Raw genomic sequence first — 16764 nt, 5'->3', positions numbered from 1 at the left:
GGTGGCGGCTACGTTACTCCGTTGGTTTCAGCCGGATAGACTGCCCATCCGGCAAGTCCTTGATCTGACGGTAGAAATCGGCCAGCCAAGCCAGGCGCTCGGCCACCGGAACGGGCTTCACCGTAGCAGGCTGCTTACTGGGCGTAGCAATACAGGCCGGCGGGTATAAACTGAGTAGCTGACCGGGAGGTAGCATGCCGCCTTTCTGCTGAAAGCCTCGTAAGGGCTCCATGCCCAGGGCATCCAACGGAAACTTCTCGGCCCCAAATAAGAAGTGCTTGAAGTCAACCTCCAAATCGGCCAACTCACCAGTTTCGGTGTCGAGAAAAAACACGGCGTCGCCGCGCAGCAGAAACTGGTTGCCCACGCAGTCTTGCGCGAAGGGGATATCGGTTTCCAGTACGGTAGCATACGTGCGCCAAAAGGCGGCCTCACCCTGCCACACATCGGCCAGGGAGTGCCAGCCCGGCTCCTGCACGCAGCCGCGAATATGGAGGCCTCCGAAGTAGGCCACCACCCCATTCTGGTCGCGCAGGAAAGCTTGTAGGTAGGAGGGAAGACGCGCAAAGCTCACTAAGTCCGTTAGTTCGCCGCCGGTATATAGGATGCCTTTCATAAGAAGTGGCCCGTAGCTCCAGCCGTGGGCAATGCAGAACGGCCGCTAAATGCCGTGCTCGTGGGGTTTGTGCAAACGAACGCCAAGCTGGAGCTTGGCGCTACAGAAAAAGCCTTTCCGACCAACCGGCCGGAAAGGCTTTCCTATCTACGTATTCTCTACTGGGGCTTAAGCTACGGCGCCTTCCAGCACGCTGCTCACCTCCACGAGGGGCAGGTTCCAGGCGTCGGCTACGCCTTTGTATACTACCTCGCCGTTCACCACGTTCAGGCCGAGGCGCAGGGCCTCATCGCGGCGGCAAGCTTCCTGCCAGCCCAGGTTGGCCAGCTTCACTGCGTAGGGCAGAGTAGCATTGGTCAGCGCCAGGGTAGAGGTATACGGCACGGCACCCGGCATGTTGGCCACGCAGTAGTGCACAATGTCGTCGATGATGAAGGTAGGGTTCTCATGGGTGGTGGGCTCGCAGGTTTCGATGCAGCCACCCTGGTCCACGGCCACGTCAACCAGCACGGTGCCGGGCTTCATGGTCTTGAGCATGTCGCGGGTGATAAGGTGGGGAGCCTTCGCACCCGGAATCAGCACGGCACCAATGATCAGGTCAGCTGTTTTGATGGCTTCGCGGATGTTGTACTCGTTGGAGTACTGCGTTACCACGTTCTTGGGCATAAAGTCATCTAGCTCGCGCAGACGGTTCAGGTTAATGTCCATAACGGTTACCTGAGCGCCCAGACCAGCGGCAATTTTGGCGGCTTGCGTACCTACAATACCGGCACCAAGTACCAGCACGTTGGCAGGCTTCACACCGGGCACGCCACCCAGCAGAATGCCCCGGCCTTTCAGGGGTTTCTCCAAGTACTTAGCACCTTCCTGGGGCGCCATACGGCCCGCTACTTCGCTCATAGGAATGAGCAGAGGGAGGGCGCGGGTGGGTAGCTCTACCGTTTCGTAGGCCAAGCATACTGCTTTGCGCTCAATCATGGCGTGGGTGAGTTCCTCGCCGGAGGCAAAGTGGAAGTAGGTAAACAGCAGTTGATTTTCCTTGATGAGCGGATACTCCAAGGCAATGGGCTCCTTTACTTTCACAATCATCTCGGCCTTAGCGTACACCTCCTCAATGGTAGGTAGGATGATGGCACCTGCCTGCTGGTACTCCGCGTCGGAGAAGCCGCTGCCCGTGCCAGCCGAAGCCTGCACGTACACCTCGTGCCCGTGCTTGCGGAATTCAGCTACGCCAGCGGGTGTCAGACCCACGCGGTTTTCGTTATTCTTGATTTCTTTCGGTACGCCGATGATCATGGCTCGAGGCAGAGAGTGAAAATGGGGTGGATAAGGAATGCCTGAAAAGGCGGGACAAAGATAAGACATGCCGCTGGCATTGTGAGGACGAAGCCGACAGCAATCCGCTCTTTCCCTGAATGGTCCACCTGAAAATAAAAAAGCCCCTACGCCAGCAGCGGCAGCAGGGGCTTCGGTAGGGATTGGCCGGTAGCAAGTGTAAGGCACCGCTACCCAAGGAACGAGGCTATTTGAATGGCACCGAGGAGTCGCTTTCCTTCACCATGCTCCCGGCATTTAAGTCTTTCACAACGTTGGCTTTCAGCGTCACTTTCGCGTCGCCCGAAAGGTCGTTGCTCGTGATGGTGACCTGCTCCTGTTGTGCGCCCAGCTTGCGTTGTCCATATACCAGTTCAATAACGGCACTTTGTCCGGGCTTGATAGGAGAGGGCACATTCTTATACCCCACGCAATAGCACTGCGACAGAATAGCGCTCAGAACAAGGTCCTGCTTGCCGGTATTTTTCACGGTGAACTTGGCCGAGGGTGTTTGGCCAGCCTCAAACTTGCCAAAATCATGCACTGCTCGGTCTAGCACCATGCGCGGCGACTGGGCCAGTTGGGCCGGCGTCAGCGAAGACTTCATCTGGTCTTTGTTCAGTACGTTGCCCTTGATGGTGAGTACCTCGCTTGGCGTGGCGGCGTTGCTGGTTACCGTTACGGTTTTGTTAAAGATGCCGGGGCGTCCCGCACTGCTGTACACCGCCTTCACGATGCCCGTCTTGCCGGGCAGCACGGGCGTCTTGGTCCAGTCGGGTGTGGTGCAGCCGCAGCTGGCCTGTACGTTGGCGATGATGATGGGCTGGTTGCCGGTGTTTTTAAACCGGAACTCGTGGGTAGCCATGGTGCCTTCGGGCACGTTGCCAAAGTCATGGAGTTCCTTTTCAAACTGAATTACCCCTTGCGCTTGGGCCACGGCAGCCATGAGCAAGGCGGCCACTAATGAGAATAGCTGTTTCATAGTGTCAGTAGTAGTAAGCGAAGCAAACTTGGTACAAGAGGAAATTGACGCAAAGAAATAGTAAAAATACCTTGCCTGCGCAAGCCTCCGCACGCCAGCATCTGCCAAGTGCAGGGTGCTAGTAAGCCACAGCGCGCACATCTTGTCTTGCCTGCACGCTAGCCTGGCAAATATAAACAGAAAACACCGCCCTCTAGCCCGGAGGCCGGCGTACTGGGTCAGCATTGGTTCGGCGGCAAATCCGTACTTTTGGGGGCCTGTTTCTTCCAGAAGCAGGCCCCACCCATCTTTCCTGCTCCTAGTTCCACCCATCTGCCGTTTATGTCACCTGCCGAAACTGCCGCCGACCTACTGGCTCCTGCTGCTATCCTCCGCAAAGAAGAATTACTGCGTGACTACCGTCTCGGCTGGGAAAGCCGGCATGCGTCCTTAGCGGGCCGCAAGGAGGTATTCATGGGTAAGGCCAAATTTGGCATCTTCGGTGACGGCAAGGAAGTGCCACAACTAGCTATGGCCCGCGCCTTCCGCCCCGGCGACTGGCGCTCCGGCTACTACCGCGACCAGACCTTCATGCTGGCCATTGAGGAGCTGACGCTGCAGCAGTACTTTGCTCAGCTCTACGCCCACCCCGACGTGGAGGCCGAGCCTTCTACCGCGGGCCGGGCCATGAATGGCCACTTCGGTACCCGCCTACTCGACGAAGACGGACAGTTCAAGAACCTGGCCCAGCGCAAAAACTCCTCGGCCGACATTTCGCCCACCGGTGCTCAAATGCCGCGCCTGGTGGGCCTGGCCTACGCTTCCAAGCTGTACCGCCAAAACCCCGAGCTGCACCAGTTCAACCAGTTTTCAGTGCAAGGCAATGAGGTGGCGTTTGGGACCATCGGTAATGCCAGCACCTCGGAAGGAATGTTCTTCGAGGCCATCAATGCAGCTGGGGTGTTGCAGATTCCAATGCTAGTGAGCGTGTGGGATGACCACTACGGCATTTCAGTGCCTGCCGAATACCAGACGACCAAGCAGAGCATCAGCGAAATCCTGAAGGGTTTTCAGCGGGAAGGTGAGGGCCAGCCGGGCTTTGAAATTTTTGTGGTGAAAGGATGGGATTATGCTGCTTTGGTGGATACCTACCAGCGCGCCGCCGAGCTATGCCGAACCCAGCACGTGCCGGTTCTCATTCACGTTACGGAAGTAACTCAGCCTCAGGGTCACAGTACCTCGGGCTCGCATGAGCGCTACAAGAGCAAGGACCGCCTCTCGTGGGAAGAGGAGCACGACTGCCTTCGCAAAATGCGCCTTTGGTTGCTAGAGGAAGGCCATGCGTCGGAAGAGGAGCTTAGCACCATTGAAAACGCCGCCCGCGAAACGGTAAAACAAGCGCGTGTAGCAGCTTGGGAGGATTTCTTCTCGCCCATTAAGCAGGAGCGCGCCGAGGTAGTAGAAATGCTCACCAAACTAGTAGCGCAAACTGGAACTGAAAATACGCTGCAGGGACTAGTAGAACCTCTGCAGCAAAACCCCGCGCCCATTCGTGCCGACCTTGTACGTGCCGTACGTCGGGCCTTGCGCCAGGTGCGGGGCCTACGGAGTGGGGCCCGCCGCAGCCTACAAAACTGGCTGGAGCAAGCCCTGGCAGAAAACGCCGACCGCTACAACTCCTACCTCTATAGCCAAAGTGAAGCCGCCGCCCTCAACATTGAAGAAGTGCCGGTGGAGTTTGCCGAAAACGCCCCGCAGGTAGACGGCCGAGAGGTGTTGCAAGCCTGCTTCGAGGCCAACTTCCGCCGGGACCCGCGCATTTTTGCTATTGGCGAAGACGTGGGACGCATTGGCGACGTAAACCAAGCCTTTGCTGGATTGCAGGAAAAATTCGGGGAACTGCGCGTTACAGACACTGGCATCCGGGAGTGCACTATTATTGGGCAAGGTATCGGCGCCGCGCTGCGCGGACTGCGTCCTATTACCGAGATTCAGTACCTCGACTACTTGCTCTACGCCATTCAGATCTTGAGCGATGATGTGGCCTGCCTGCAGTACCGTACCAAGGGCGGCCAAAAAGCTCCCCTGATTGTGCGCACCCGTGGCCACCGCTTAGAGGGTATTTGGCATTCAGGCTCGCCTATTCAAATGGTGCTAGGCGCCATTCGGGGTATGCACCTGCTAGTACCGCGCAACATGACCCAGGCGGCAGGATTCTATAACACGCTGCTACGTAGCGACGAGCCCGCTATTGTTATTGAATGTCTTAACGGCTACCGCCTGAAAGAGCGCATTCCGCAGAACGTAGGCGAGTTTACACTGCCCCTGGGCGTGCCCGAAACCCTGCTGGCCGGCGACGACGTGACCATCGTCACCTACGGTTCTATGTGCCGCATTGTGCTAGATGCGGCTAAGCAGCTAGCAGAGGTGGGCATTCAGGTGGAAGTAATTGACGTGCAGAGCCTGCTGCCTTTTGATGTGCAGCACCTCATCACTGACAGCATTCAACGCACGGGTCGGGTCTTGTTTGCCGATGAAGACGTGCCCGGAGGAGCCACAGCCTACATGATGCAGCAGGTGCTCGATGAACAGCAGGCCTACCGTTTCCTTGACTCTCAGCCGCGCTGCCTCTCCGCGCAAGCCCACCGGCCGCCCTACGGCTCCGACGGTGACTACTTCTCGAAGCCCAACGCTGAGGACGTATTTGATGCCGTATACGAGCTAATGCAAGAGGCCGATCCGCAGCGCTTCCCGGCTATTTACTAGGTGCCACCGGCACCGCGTAGTAACTACAAAGGCCGGCCGAGTGTTACACGGCCGGCCTTTTCATAAGCCTTTAAGGACGATCAGTTCTTTACCGAAGCGTAATAGCGTCGGTAAATACCTCGTTGCTTTCATTCAGAGCGCGGTCAGCAATCCGAACCCGGAATCGGACAACAGAGTTGCGAGGAAACGAACCTTGATAAATCAGCAAGCGGAAGGTCAGGTCGCCGCGCAACGGAGCCTTTTTGTCGCCCTGCGAGGCGGGGGTTAGTACGGGGTACCGGCCGTTATAGCCGGGGTCGTTGGCCGAAAACTTGTAGTCCTCGAAGACGTTGCTGGCGTTGCGGAGCTGAAGCGTGCAGAAGTAGTTGTTGGTTCCTACGTTATCGTCGGCACCCACGCCTAAGTCACCATCACCATCCTTAAAGCTCACCGTGATTCTGATGGTATCACCTACGCCGTTATTAGGGTCATCAAAAGCCTTCTGGGTGATGCTTTTAAACTCAATAGAAGGTGTTTCAGGATAGTCAGGTGGGTTCAGGCAAGAAGAAACGCCAAAGCTCGCTAACGCTAGCAAAGCCGTAAAACTGAGAGTACGTAGTATGCTCATAGAAATAGACCGTTCAAGCGAGTGGCAAAAGCGAGCCTGCCGCGGTGGGAAGGTACAACTTCCTACCAAACGAATTGCTGCTTCCATTGTTATGTCGTTTCGCTAACCCCGACGCTTCCGAATGAGTTTCCGTCAAGATTACCTAAGTGCTCTGCCCCAGCTCACGGCCGCTACTGCCCCCGCCGCGGCGCTGGCGCTATTTCGCTACCAGGCTCAAAACTGCCTACCCTACCAAGAGTACCTAACCGCCCTGGGCCGTGACTTGCGGCAAGTGGAGAACCTAGCCGATATTCCATTTCTGCCCATTGAGTTCTTTAAAACCCACGCCGTGCGCACCGCCGCCAATGAGTGGGAGCCCCAGGAAACCTTCCTGAGTAGTGGCACCACCCAGCAGCAGCGCAGCCACCACTTCGTGCGCGAGCCTGAACTGTACCGCCACCACGCGGCGCGCATTTTTGAGCGCTACTATGGCCCACTCACTGGCTGGACTATCCTAGCCTTGTTACCTTCGTATTTAGAACAAGGCAATTCGTCGTTGGTGGCCATGGTTGAGCACTTCGCCCGCGAGTCAGGGCAGCGCCAACCGGCCTTTTTCCTGCACGATCATGCCGCCCTGGTGCAAGCCTTGGGCGAGGCAAAGAGAGAAGCAAACCGCAAGGTGCTACTCATTGGGGTAAGCTACGCCCTGCTCGATTTTGCTGCCGCCTATGCCGGCCAACCCGAGCTGCTGGACCTTACGGTGCTCGAAACGGGTGGCATGAAGGGCCGCCGCCGCGAAATGATCCGCGAAGAGTTGCACCACGAACTACAGCAGGGGTTTGGGCCCGCCGGAATTCACTCGGAGTATGGTATGACAGAAATGCTAGGCCAAGCCTACAGCTTTGGTGACGGTCGATTCCACGCGCCCCCTCATCTGCAAATACTACTTCGCGACCCGTCAGATCCTTTCTCCGTATCAGAAAGCTTAGCGGCCGGAGCGCTCAACGTTATTGACTTAGCCAACATCGACAGTTGTGCTTTCATTGAAACCAAGGACCTAGCCCGCCGTCATCTCGATGGCTCCTTTGAAGTCCTTGGCCGCCTCGATAACTCAGATGTGCGCGGCTGTAACCAGATGGCTACTTAACTAATACAAGCGCCCCTCCTAAAACAGACCGCCCTGCCACCCAACTCATCAATATGAGCTAAGTAGCAGGGCGGGTTTGCTTGGTAGCTGGCGCCTACCTCCGGAAGCTAGAGCTAGATAAGGCAGTCAAGCCTTTTGCACTCAAAGCCGGCGAAGGAGCCGTAACAGGACTACTTGCCGGCAAAGGCGCGGGCATCAGCTTCCGTAATGGTAGCGTCGCTCATGATGACGAGGCGCTCTACCACGTTACGCAGTTCCCGAATATTGCCGCGCCAGTCGAGGCTTTGCAGGTATTTGAGGGCCGCAGCATCTACTTTCTTGGCTTTGTTACCGTAGTCGTTGGCAATATCTTGCAGGAACTTCTCAATAAGGGCTGGAATATCCTCGCGCCGGTCATTCAGGGCCGGAACCTGAATCAGGATAACGGAGAGGCGGTGGTACAGATCCTCGCGGAAGTTCTTGTCTGCAATTTCCTGCAGCAAGTCTTTGTTGGTTGCTGCCAGCACGCGCACGTTTACCGAAATTTCCTTTTCGCCACCTACGCGGGTTATCTTGTTTTCCTGCAAGGCACGCAGCACCTTGGCCTGGGCCGAAAGGCTCATGTCGCCTATTTCGTCTAGGAACAGCGTGCCACCGTCGGCTTGCTCAAACTTGCCAATGCGCTGCTTTACCGCTGAGGTAAAGGAACCTTTCTCGTGGCCGAACAGCTCCGATTCAATCAGCTCCGAGGGAATGGCAGCGCAGTTTACTTCCACCATGGGTCCGCTGGCGCGGTTGCTTTGCTCGTGGAGTTGACGGGCCACCATTTCCTTACCCGCACCATTGGGGCCAGTAATAAGAACGCGGGCATCAGTAGGGGCTACCTTTTCGATGGCCTTACGAACGGCTCCTAGTGCAGCAGAATCGCCCACCATTTCCGAACTCTTAGCAATCTTCTTTTTGAGCGTTTTGGTTTCCGTTACCAGCTTTGTGCGGTCTAAGGCATTGCGCACTGTTACCAACAGCCGGTTCAGATCTGGGGGCTTCTGCAGAAAGTCATAGGCGCCTTTCTTGGTGGCATCTACGGCCATTTCTACATTGCCATGCGCCGACACCATAATGAAGGCGGCATCGGGCGCCACAATACGGGCCCGCTCCAGTACCTCAATGCCATCCATTTTGGGCATTTTGATGTCGCATAGCACCACATCGTATTTGTCGCGGATGAGCATGTCGAGGCCCGTAGGACCGTCCTCGGCCTGGTCTACCTGGTAGCTTTCATATTCCAGGATTTCCTTCAGCGTGTGCCGAATGGCTTTTTCGTCGTCAATAATTAGAATGCGAGGCATGAGCTAAGAACAGGAGTTGGCAGCGAAAGTAACGAAAACGGTCGTCGGGTTGGTGTGTTGCCGCGTGCAATTGCTACGCAATGCGCTCGGTTTGCTCTGGGGCAGCGGCTCTCCGCCGTGTGCAGATTACAGGCTAGCGCAACTCAATGGATTCAATATCAAGGAAAGGCCGGCTGGTGCCCGCTGCGGCCGGGGCTGCATGGAGCAGTACTTGCAGCACCTCGGCCTGTGCCAGCGGGAGAGTAGCCGGGCCAGACGCTTGGAAGGTGAGGGGCAAAAAGCTGGGGTAGGGTCGTGGCAGTAGGAGCTGGGCACCGGGCCGGAACGCCGTCAGGGGAATGCGTACCTCTTGCATCTCGTTTCCTAGCTCTACTGTAGCTACGTAGGCGGCCGCGTCGCGGGTGGTGAATACTACCTCAACTGGTCCGGCGCCCGCGCCCCGGCGCCCGCGCAGCACCACTTCCCGGAATGCTCCCACATGGGCGCTGCGGTCAGCGAGGCGGTCGGCGAAATAGGCGCGCAGAAAAGCCACGGGTGCCACGGCGGGCGTGGTAGGCGCTGGGGCAGGAGGTGCCTGCAGAAGACGCAAGGCAAGCTGACCAACAGGTGTGGTAACATAGTCAGACCAGCCGCCCCCGTTGATGCCCCCGGCTTCTACTCGGCGTTGGTCGGCCTGAGCCCGAAAGAGGGGTAAGGCCGCACCAGCTGCTACAATGGGTGCTTCCCAATGGTCCTGGGGCGAGTAGTCCCACTGGCGCGGATTACCCGGGAAAGCACCCGGGAAAGTGGTGTGCTTTCCTTCGTGTTGTACTACAATCCAGTAGCGCAGCAAACCAGGATACAGCAAGTCGGCTGGCACGGTAGCCTCGGCGGTAGTAAGCGTGGGGCGGCGCATAGGAATGGTGCGCGTTTGGCCGTAGAAATGCTGTGCTATCAGCAGCAGGGAGTCGGTGGCGGTAGCCCCCGCAACGGTAGCCCGGAGTGTGGTTGGCTGCCCGGCTACCACCTGCCCGGGGGAGGTGTGCACTACCTGGGCTGGCAAAGTAGTAGCTGGTGGGGCCACAAACTCGCCTAGCTGAATGGAGCCCAGCTTGGTTTGGGCAGTGAATGAGGACGTTTTCTTGCCCCGCGCCGCTACTAGGTACACGCCCGGCTGCAGGCGCACAGTGCCATTGGTGGCTTGTGCCTGAAAAGTGTTGCCTTCGTTCAGACCCCGCACTGTATAATCGGTACCTAGCCCCGGTAAGGCTAGGCGTAGCGGCTGCGTATTCCAGACTATGCGCGTCACGGGTTGCCGTAGCGAGGTAGTCGCAAACGGGTCGTGTAGGGCTACGACGTCGGGCATTACTTCCAGCCGCCACACGCCCGCCGCTAGCCGGTCGAGGAAGTAGGCGCCCGTACCCTCGTAGGTAGCCACGGCAGAAGAACCCGTGCCAGCTATGCGTTGGAGGGAGGCGGGCTTGCGCGGGGTAGTCGTTGTAGAGCCTGTGTACAAGAACTCTTCCGTTGTATTCAACTCGCTCAGTCCATTCCGGTAGCTCACTCGCACGTTGTTAAACGAGGAATCCTGGGGGTAAGCCGGAAACTGCTGGCCACGCGAGGTTTGGCGAAACACGCGACCCGCAATGAGCAGACTAAGAGCCTTTGCGGGCGTGTAAGCCAGGTTCAGGTAGTGCGTTTGGTACTCGGTATTGGCAAAGGCAAGAGCCAGCGGGTCGTACGCAAACTGGGTGGCCCACTGGAAGCCCGCACTGCGGAAGCTGCGGGCCATCACTGGGTACATGAGGGGTTGCAGAATGTCGCCCGACTCAAACTCATACACCAGGTGCGGCTTGCGGGTGAAGCGCGGGTCTTGGCGGTAAGGAGTGGGGTACTGGTCTACGAAGGGCAGCGGGTTGCCGCGCAGGCTGTGCCCGTTCACTAACCCCGAAGGGTACCACTGAAAGGTGAAGCCGTCCACGGGGCTGTCCAGAATGGCGTTGGCTACCACTGGGCTTTCCGCAATGTTGTAGAAGATGGGCTTGCGGTAGCCGGTGCTCCGCATAGCCGTTACCATGCGCCGTACAAAGCTGGCTACTTCCGCTTCTGGCTGCACGTAGCGGGGCTCGTTGCATACTTCATACGCAATAATGTCGGGGTCCTCGCGGTTGAGAAGGCCCGTGTATGCGTTGCGGTGGTTCAGGAACTGGGCCAGATAGTTTTCCTGGGCCCGAATGGCGCGCGGGTTGCGGTACGCTTGATCCTTGGAGTAGATAGAGGAAAAGCCCGTCATGTTCACGTCCGGCTCGGGGTAGCCATTGCCCCAGTACGCAATGGGCGTCAGCAGAATTTTGATGTGCCGCTGCTTGAGCTGTTGAATCAGAAAGTCGAGCAGGCGCAGGTGCTCGTTCTGCAGCAGATTGCCCGCCGTGTCAGTAATTTCTACGTCCCACACGTGGAGGCGGAAGGCATCAATGCCCAGCCGCGACAGGTGGTATACATCCTGCCTGATGGCCTGTTCTAGATTGCTGCCCACCTGGCTGTGCGCCCGGTATGAATAGGCAAAGGGGGTAGTGTAGTTTACCCCAAACAAGGCTACCTCTTGGCGGCTACCTTGCCAGCGCAGTACGCCGGCGGGGTCCACGTACACATCGGCGGCAGGTGGGGTGGTTTGGGCTACTGACGAATGCGAGAAAAGCCCCAGCAATAGAAGAAACCCCCAGAAGCTTCGGGCAAGGGTTTTGGAGGAAGTAGTTGGTAGTAAGTGAAACATGCAGCAAGTGTGGAAAAGAGGCTTGGTACAATAACTGAAAACGGCCGCCGCACCTCGCTCGAAGGTGCAGCGGCCGCTTAATACGGGTGACGAGTCTGTAAGCCGGGTTTTGTCCGCGTTGCCGCGGCCCCACCATTTATCTAGGCCAGTCCTCACGGAAAGGCTCTATCAACCTACCCGCTGGCGCCGAACGAGCCGCCCGGTGCAGTTCCGAAGAGCTACATGCCAGCTTATTTGGTCTTTCAACCCCTGAGGTTTACCCAGCCGGCGTGGTTGCCCAGCCGCTGGTGCGCTCTTACCGCACCTTTTCACCCTTACCGGCCACCCGAAGGCGACGTAGGCGGTAGTTTTCTGTGGTACTAGCTGTCCTGGATTGCTTTACGCGCACCAGTCCTTCCCGTTAGGAAGCAGGGTGCTCTGTGTTGCCCGGACTTTCCTCGTCGCTTTGCAGCGCCGCGGTGGGGCGACTCATCACGGCGCAAAGATATACGCTTCGTGCTCAAATACTGATGTATTCCTTCAGATACCGTGAATTATACAACAGACAGAGTAGTGTTGAAAAAATATGATTTATCTGATGATAAATAGTGCTTTGGTAATGAAGTGAAACGAGGAATTATATAGTAATTTATAGATTATCATAATTTTATTAATGATGCTATAATATGTCATTGTAGCAGAATATGGCTGTTTTATCTGTTATTTTGATAGTAATGATGAGCTATACTTGCGAATACTTGTAGTAGATGGAGATGATTGTTTCATGAAATTTCTACTTTGGCTAAACAAATTCATAAGGAGTAGCCGGAGCTACCTAATAGGACTTACTAGCGTCCTGCACACCAAACTCCGGCGTACTGCTCGTGTCAGTTCCGTTCCCTTCTTTCCACTTTTTACCCTAGTAGAATGCAGAAGAATCAACGTAATGCCCGTCTAGCTTGGCTCCTGAGCGCCTCCGCAATTGCTGCCAGCGCTACCTTTACTGCCTGCTCAGAAGATGCAGTTCAGCCTGCCGAAAGCACCGTAGCGCAAAGCAGCAGTGAAGCCAAAAGTGAGGGTGACGTGATTGCAGGTCAGTACATTGTGGTGCTGAAAGATGGTGCTGTTGGGCTTAGTGGAAGTGAATCGTACTCGGAAAAAGTAAGAAAAGTAAAAGAAGTAGGGCAAGGCATTTTGAAAGCCCGCGGGGCCAACGCGCAAGCCCTGGGCTATGCCTATGGGCATGCCCTGAAAGGCTTCTCGGCTGCCCTGAGCGCCGCCGAAGCCAATCAGCTGCGCGCCGACGAGCGGGTAGCTTATGTGGAGCAAGACCGAGTAATCTCGCTGGGTAAGCCAGCCGGTGGTGGCACTACGCAGCCCGCCCAAACAACTCCGTACGGTATCACCCGCGTGGGTACGGCCGACGGTACTGGCAAAACGGCTTGGGTTATCGACACAGGCATTGACCTAGACCACCCCGACCTAAACGTGGACGTAACCCGCTCCAAGTCATTCCTGACCAGCGGCGCCAATTATGCCTCGCCAGACGACGGTAATGGCCACGGTACCCACGTAGCGGGCACCATTGGCGCCAAGAACAACACCATTGGGGTAGTAGGTGTGGCAGCCAACGCCACGGTAGTAGCCGTCCGGGTGCTCGACTCTCGGGGCAGCGGCTCCAATTCCGGTGTTATTGCGGGGGTTGACTACGTAGGCGCCAATGGCAAAGCCGGCGACGTAGCCAACATGAGCCTTGGCGGCGGGGTTTCGCAGGCGCTGGATGATGCCGTGCTGCGTGCTTCGGCAGGTGGAGTGCTTTTCGCGCTGGCGGCTGGCAACGAAACTGACAACGCCAACAACCACTCGCCAGCTCGCGTGAACGGGGCCAACATCTACACTATCTCGGCCATGAATAGCACCGATACGTGGGCTTCGTTCTCTAACTACGGCAACCCACCCGTGGACTACTGCATGCCCGGCGTTAGCATTCAGTCTACCTGGCTGAACGGGGGCTACAACACCATCAGCGGTACTTCTATGGCTACTCCGCACATGGCCGGTGTTCTGCTTATCAAGGGCAAGAGCTTCACCACCAGCGGTACTGTGAAAAGCGACCCAGACGGCAACGCCGACCCCATCGCCCACCTGTAAGCTGATAGATTTAGCCAATAGAAAGGCCCGCCTATATAGGCGGGCCTTTTCTGTGTTCAGTTATATATCTAGATATTTTCGGGTGTAGTACAGGAGGGGTAAAGCCACAAGCTAACACGTGTTGATCTTTATCAGTCTCACATGGGTACTCCGCATACCAACACTGAGCGTTAGCTATTCTCCTGAATGATGGGAGCGCACCGCTGCGGCTACTTCGCCTCCCACACGTTGTCTTTGGGGTAGCTGTCGGGTACGAGGGTAGCACCGAGCTTCACTTGCTTTACGGCTTTGGTAGTAGCTATGGGCATCGTAACGGTGTGGGCCCCAGATTCCCAAACGGCAATAGTGCGGTGCAGTTTCTCCGTAGAGTTGTCGGCGAAGGTTACCGTCACGTCCACGGGAACAGGTTTAGTGCCTTTGGATTCGACTACCACATCGTAGCCAGCGCCGGTCTTCGTGACGGCTTGAATGGCGAGGTCGGGGTAGCCGCTGTCGAAAAACCAGCGCTGCCAGAACCAGTTAAGGTTGCGGCCCGCCCCGGCGTTCATGGAGTTGAAGAAGTCAAAGGGCATGGGGTGCTTACCATTCCAGTTGCGGATGTAGGTATGTAAGGCCTTGGTGAACAGCTCGTCGCCCAGCATATCCTTCACGTAGAGGTAGCCCAGGCCCGGCTTGGGGTAGGAGTTGAGAAAGAAAGCCGTGCCGGTTTGCTGGGTGCTAAGCGTGATAATGGGCAAGTCTACTTCGGTAGCGGCCGCGGCGGCGTAGGGTGCAATGCCGTAGTCGTCGTCTAGCTTGGGGTCGATGATACCCGAAATCAGCCACTCACCAATAGTCGCCCAGCCTTCATCCATCCAGCCGTACTTGGTTTCGTTGATGCCCATATAAAACGGGAACATCGTGTGAAATATCTCGTGGTCGGTGAGGGTAATAGCATCCTGGCGCGACGAAACGGGGTTGTCGTTCACCATCATGGGATACTCCATCTGGTCGAGACCATCGAAGATCGTCTCGTGGGAGTAGGGAAAGGGCCACTTAGGAAAGGTGTAGGACATAGCTTCCACCGTTTTGCGGGCGAACTGAATCACTTCCTCGTAGTCCTTGTGGTTGGTGTTGTACACGGCATCTACGCGAGTGCGGCGCTTGGTGGCCGGGTCTACTACCAGGCTGCTGGCTTGCCACACGTAGTGGTCAGTAGTAGCAAATACAAAGTCGGTTACGTTCTTGGCTTCGAAGTGCCAAGTGTTTTGGGGGCTTGAAGCGGTAATATCGTGGCGGGTAAGGTCTTCCTCGGTGATGATGCTGGTGATGCCGTCCTTTTTCTCCGCATCCTGCAAGCGTTTAGCGTATTTTTTTGTGAGGACTTTGCTGGCATTGGTCAGGTCGCCGGTGGCCCACACCACAAAGCCCTTGGGCACGGTAATGTCGGCCGAGAAGTTGGCGAAGTCGTTGTAGAACTCCTGGGAGCCGAGGTAGGGGTTGCGGTTCCAGCCGTCAATATCATCGTACACCGCAATGCGCGGAAAGAAGTAGGCCACGAAGTCGGCGTTGGGTTCTACTTCACCAGTGCGGGTGTGCGAGCCTTTGTTGAGAACGTAGGAGTAGGTAACCGATACCTGGGCGGTTTGCTTGGACCCAATAGCGCGCTGCAGGGGTACCGATAGGTTGGTGGCGTCGGGGCGCAAGGTAGCTACGTCGATATTCCGCCCATTGACGGTTAGCTGCGTAATCTGCACCCCTTCGCTCACGTCTTCCGGGCTAATGGAGGAAGCGCGGGCTGCGCCTTTTTGATACAGGTTGGGATAGAGCTTGAACAAGATCTGCCGCAACGAATCGGGGCTTTGGTTGTGGTAGGCAATAGCCACGGTGCCCGCCACGCGCCGACTAGCAGGGTCGAAATTTACTTTGAGCGTGTAGTCGGCCGAATTTTGCCAGTAGTTAGGGCCGGGCTGGCCCGATTCTGAGCGGGTGCCTTTGGCGTACGTAGCCTGCAAGTTGCGGGGCACCGGCAGGGGCTGCTGGGCTAGGAGGGGTAGGGAAAGGAGGGTAGCGGCGAGTAGCGCGGGAAGTTTCATGCGGCAAAAGTAGTTCTGCCGCAAAGTAACGGATACGCACCGACGGTTGCCTGGGAGTAGGCCCCGAGACAATATCTGCTACTCTTCTGCAAGCAGGGTACTACCTCCTTGGGCACTTACCAGGCCGGCTGGCGTTAGGTCGGTTTCACCCTGCCAGCGGTAGGCTACCAGCTCGCCACCTTTGGCTACGCTATAATCCAGGCACACGGCGTGCGGGCTCAGCAGTTGGGGCCTGCCCCGGAGCCAGTAGTGGCCGAAGAACACGGGCACCGCATCCTGGTAGTGCCACATGTCGGCTAGCTCATCTACCGCAACCGGCAGCGAATTCAGGGAATCAATGGATTCCAAGTAGTAGTCTTGGTAGGTGCAGATGTGCGGATCGGTCCACCAGCGGGTGCGCATTTTGGTGCGGGGGTTCCCGTCCTTATCGTGAAATTGTACCCCGGTAGGTAAGTGGACTTCCTTGCCCTTAAGCGTTTCTTCAACCGCCACATACTCTGGGGTACCGCGTTCAGCGCACCGCAAAAGAAAGTCAGAGGTGAGCCGGCCAGTGGGCAGTTGGGCTTGCAGAAACGCAATGTGGCGTGGGTCCCAGCAGGCGTGCACCACGCGCAACCCCGGTAGGTCCAAGAAGAGGGGCAGCGTCTTAAACCACTGAATGTAGCCCTGCCATTCCGCCCAGCCTTCCCGACTGCTGAACTCTTCTAAGGTGCGTACGTGCTGGAAGATATTACGCGGAATGTGGGGGCGCAGGTGCCCGCCCGCAGGATGAAGTTCGTGAAAACAGATGGCGTTGTACTCGTGGTTGCCCATTACGGCTAGCGCAGTCCCCGCATCTACCATAGCGCGCACTAGGCACAGTGTTTCCCGAATGTGCGGCCCCCGGTCCACAAAGTCGCCCAGGAAAATGACTTGCCGCGTGGGGTGGCGGTAGATGCCGTGCTGTTCCGCGTAGCCAAGCTTCGTGAGTAGCTGCCGCAGTTCGGTAGCATGACCGTGAATATCACCAATGAGGTCGTACATAAGCCGCAATGATAATTGAAAAAGGGACTGTTATCCTGCTAGCCGCAGGATGACAGTCCCTTTTAT

General features: G+C 56.9%; 11 protein-coding genes and 1 other RNA gene. 3 read left to right on the top strand and 9 right to left on the bottom strand.

The genetic code is table 11. From position 1 onward, the window contains the following. Window positions 1-13: 13 nt before the first annotated feature. The 3 genes from CHB83_RS03425 to CHB83_RS03415 form a co-directional block, all read right to left on the bottom strand. Window positions 14-616, bottom strand: a complete 603-nt coding sequence (locus CHB83_RS03425; RefSeq protein WP_089331653.1) for an SMI1/KNR4 family protein — start codon at window positions 614-616, stop codon at window positions 14-16. A gap of 168 nt (window positions 617-784) precedes the next feature. Beyond that, entirely contained in the window at window positions 785-1912 is a 1128-nt protein-coding gene (gene ald, locus CHB83_RS03420; protein WP_089331652.1) for an alanine dehydrogenase, read from the bottom strand. Window positions 1913-2138: 226 nt separating this feature from the next. After that, complete coding sequence (locus CHB83_RS03415) at window positions 2139-2912, bottom strand: DUF1573 domain-containing protein (protein ID WP_089331757.1); 774 nt, start codon at window positions 2910-2912, stop codon at window positions 2139-2141. Between the two features lie 321 nt (window positions 2913-3233). Between CHB83_RS03415 and CHB83_RS03410 the strand changes: the two genes are divergently transcribed. Further along, window positions 3234-5657 carry an alpha-ketoacid dehydrogenase subunit alpha/beta gene (locus CHB83_RS03410; RefSeq protein WP_089331651.1) on the top strand — a complete coding sequence of 808 codons (2424 nt, stop codon included), beginning with the start codon at window positions 3234-3236 and terminating at the stop codon, window positions 5655-5657. An 88-nt stretch (window positions 5658-5745) separates the two neighbouring features. Here CHB83_RS03410 and CHB83_RS03405 read toward each other — a convergent pair whose 3' ends face one another. Beyond that, the gene (locus CHB83_RS03405) at window positions 5746-6264 is read right to left on the bottom strand and encodes a hypothetical protein (protein WP_045689603.1); all 519 of its coding nucleotides are present in this window, start codon (window positions 6262-6264) and stop codon (window positions 5746-5748) included. A 121-nt stretch (window positions 6265-6385) separates the two neighbouring features. On the opposite strand from CHB83_RS03405, the gene CHB83_RS03400 reads away from it, so the two are divergent. Next, window positions 6386-7390 carry an acyl transferase gene (locus tag CHB83_RS03400; RefSeq protein WP_089331650.1) on the top strand — a complete coding sequence of 335 codons (1005 nt, stop codon included), beginning with the start codon at window positions 6386-6388 and terminating at the stop codon, window positions 7388-7390. A gap of 170 nt (window positions 7391-7560) precedes the next feature. On the opposite strand, the gene CHB83_RS03395 is transcribed toward CHB83_RS03400, so the two are convergent. The 3 genes from CHB83_RS03395 to rnpB form a co-directional block, all read right to left on the bottom strand. Next, window positions 7561-8718, bottom strand: a complete 1158-nt coding sequence (locus CHB83_RS03395) for a sigma-54-dependent transcriptional regulator (RefSeq protein ID WP_045689601.1) — start codon at window positions 8716-8718, stop codon at window positions 7561-7563. 133 nt (window positions 8719-8851) lie between these two features. Further along, window positions 8852-11470, bottom strand: a complete 2619-nt coding sequence (locus CHB83_RS03390) for a hypothetical protein (protein WP_089331649.1) — start codon at window positions 11468-11470, stop codon at window positions 8852-8854. Between the two features lie 82 nt (window positions 11471-11552). Next, window positions 11553-11945, bottom strand: an RNA gene (gene rnpB / locus CHB83_RS03385) — RNase P RNA component class A. A 431-nt stretch (window positions 11946-12376) separates the two neighbouring features. Between rnpB and CHB83_RS03380 the strand changes: the two genes are divergently transcribed. Then, complete coding sequence (locus tag CHB83_RS03380) at window positions 12377-13600, top strand: S8 family serine peptidase (RefSeq protein WP_089331648.1); 1224 nt, start codon at window positions 12377-12379, stop codon at window positions 13598-13600. Between the two features lie 209 nt (window positions 13601-13809). Here the strand turns inward: CHB83_RS03380 and CHB83_RS03375 are convergent, their stop codons facing one another. After that, window positions 13810-15675, bottom strand: a complete 1866-nt coding sequence (locus CHB83_RS03375) for a M1 family metallopeptidase (RefSeq protein WP_089331647.1) — start codon at window positions 15673-15675, stop codon at window positions 13810-13812. A 78-nt stretch (window positions 15676-15753) separates the two neighbouring features. After that, a complete protein-coding gene (locus CHB83_RS03370) occupies window positions 15754-16698 on the bottom strand; it encodes a metallophosphoesterase (protein WP_089331646.1) in 945 nt (314 codons plus the stop codon). Window positions 16699-16764: the final 66 nt, after the last annotated feature.

It is taken from the genome of Hymenobacter mucosus, from assembly GCF_900188255.1.
Taxonomy (GTDB): Bacteria; Bacteroidota; Bacteroidia; order Cytophagales; family Hymenobacteraceae; genus Hymenobacter; species Hymenobacter mucosus.
This window is presented reverse-complemented; position numbering and strand designations above follow the sequence as displayed.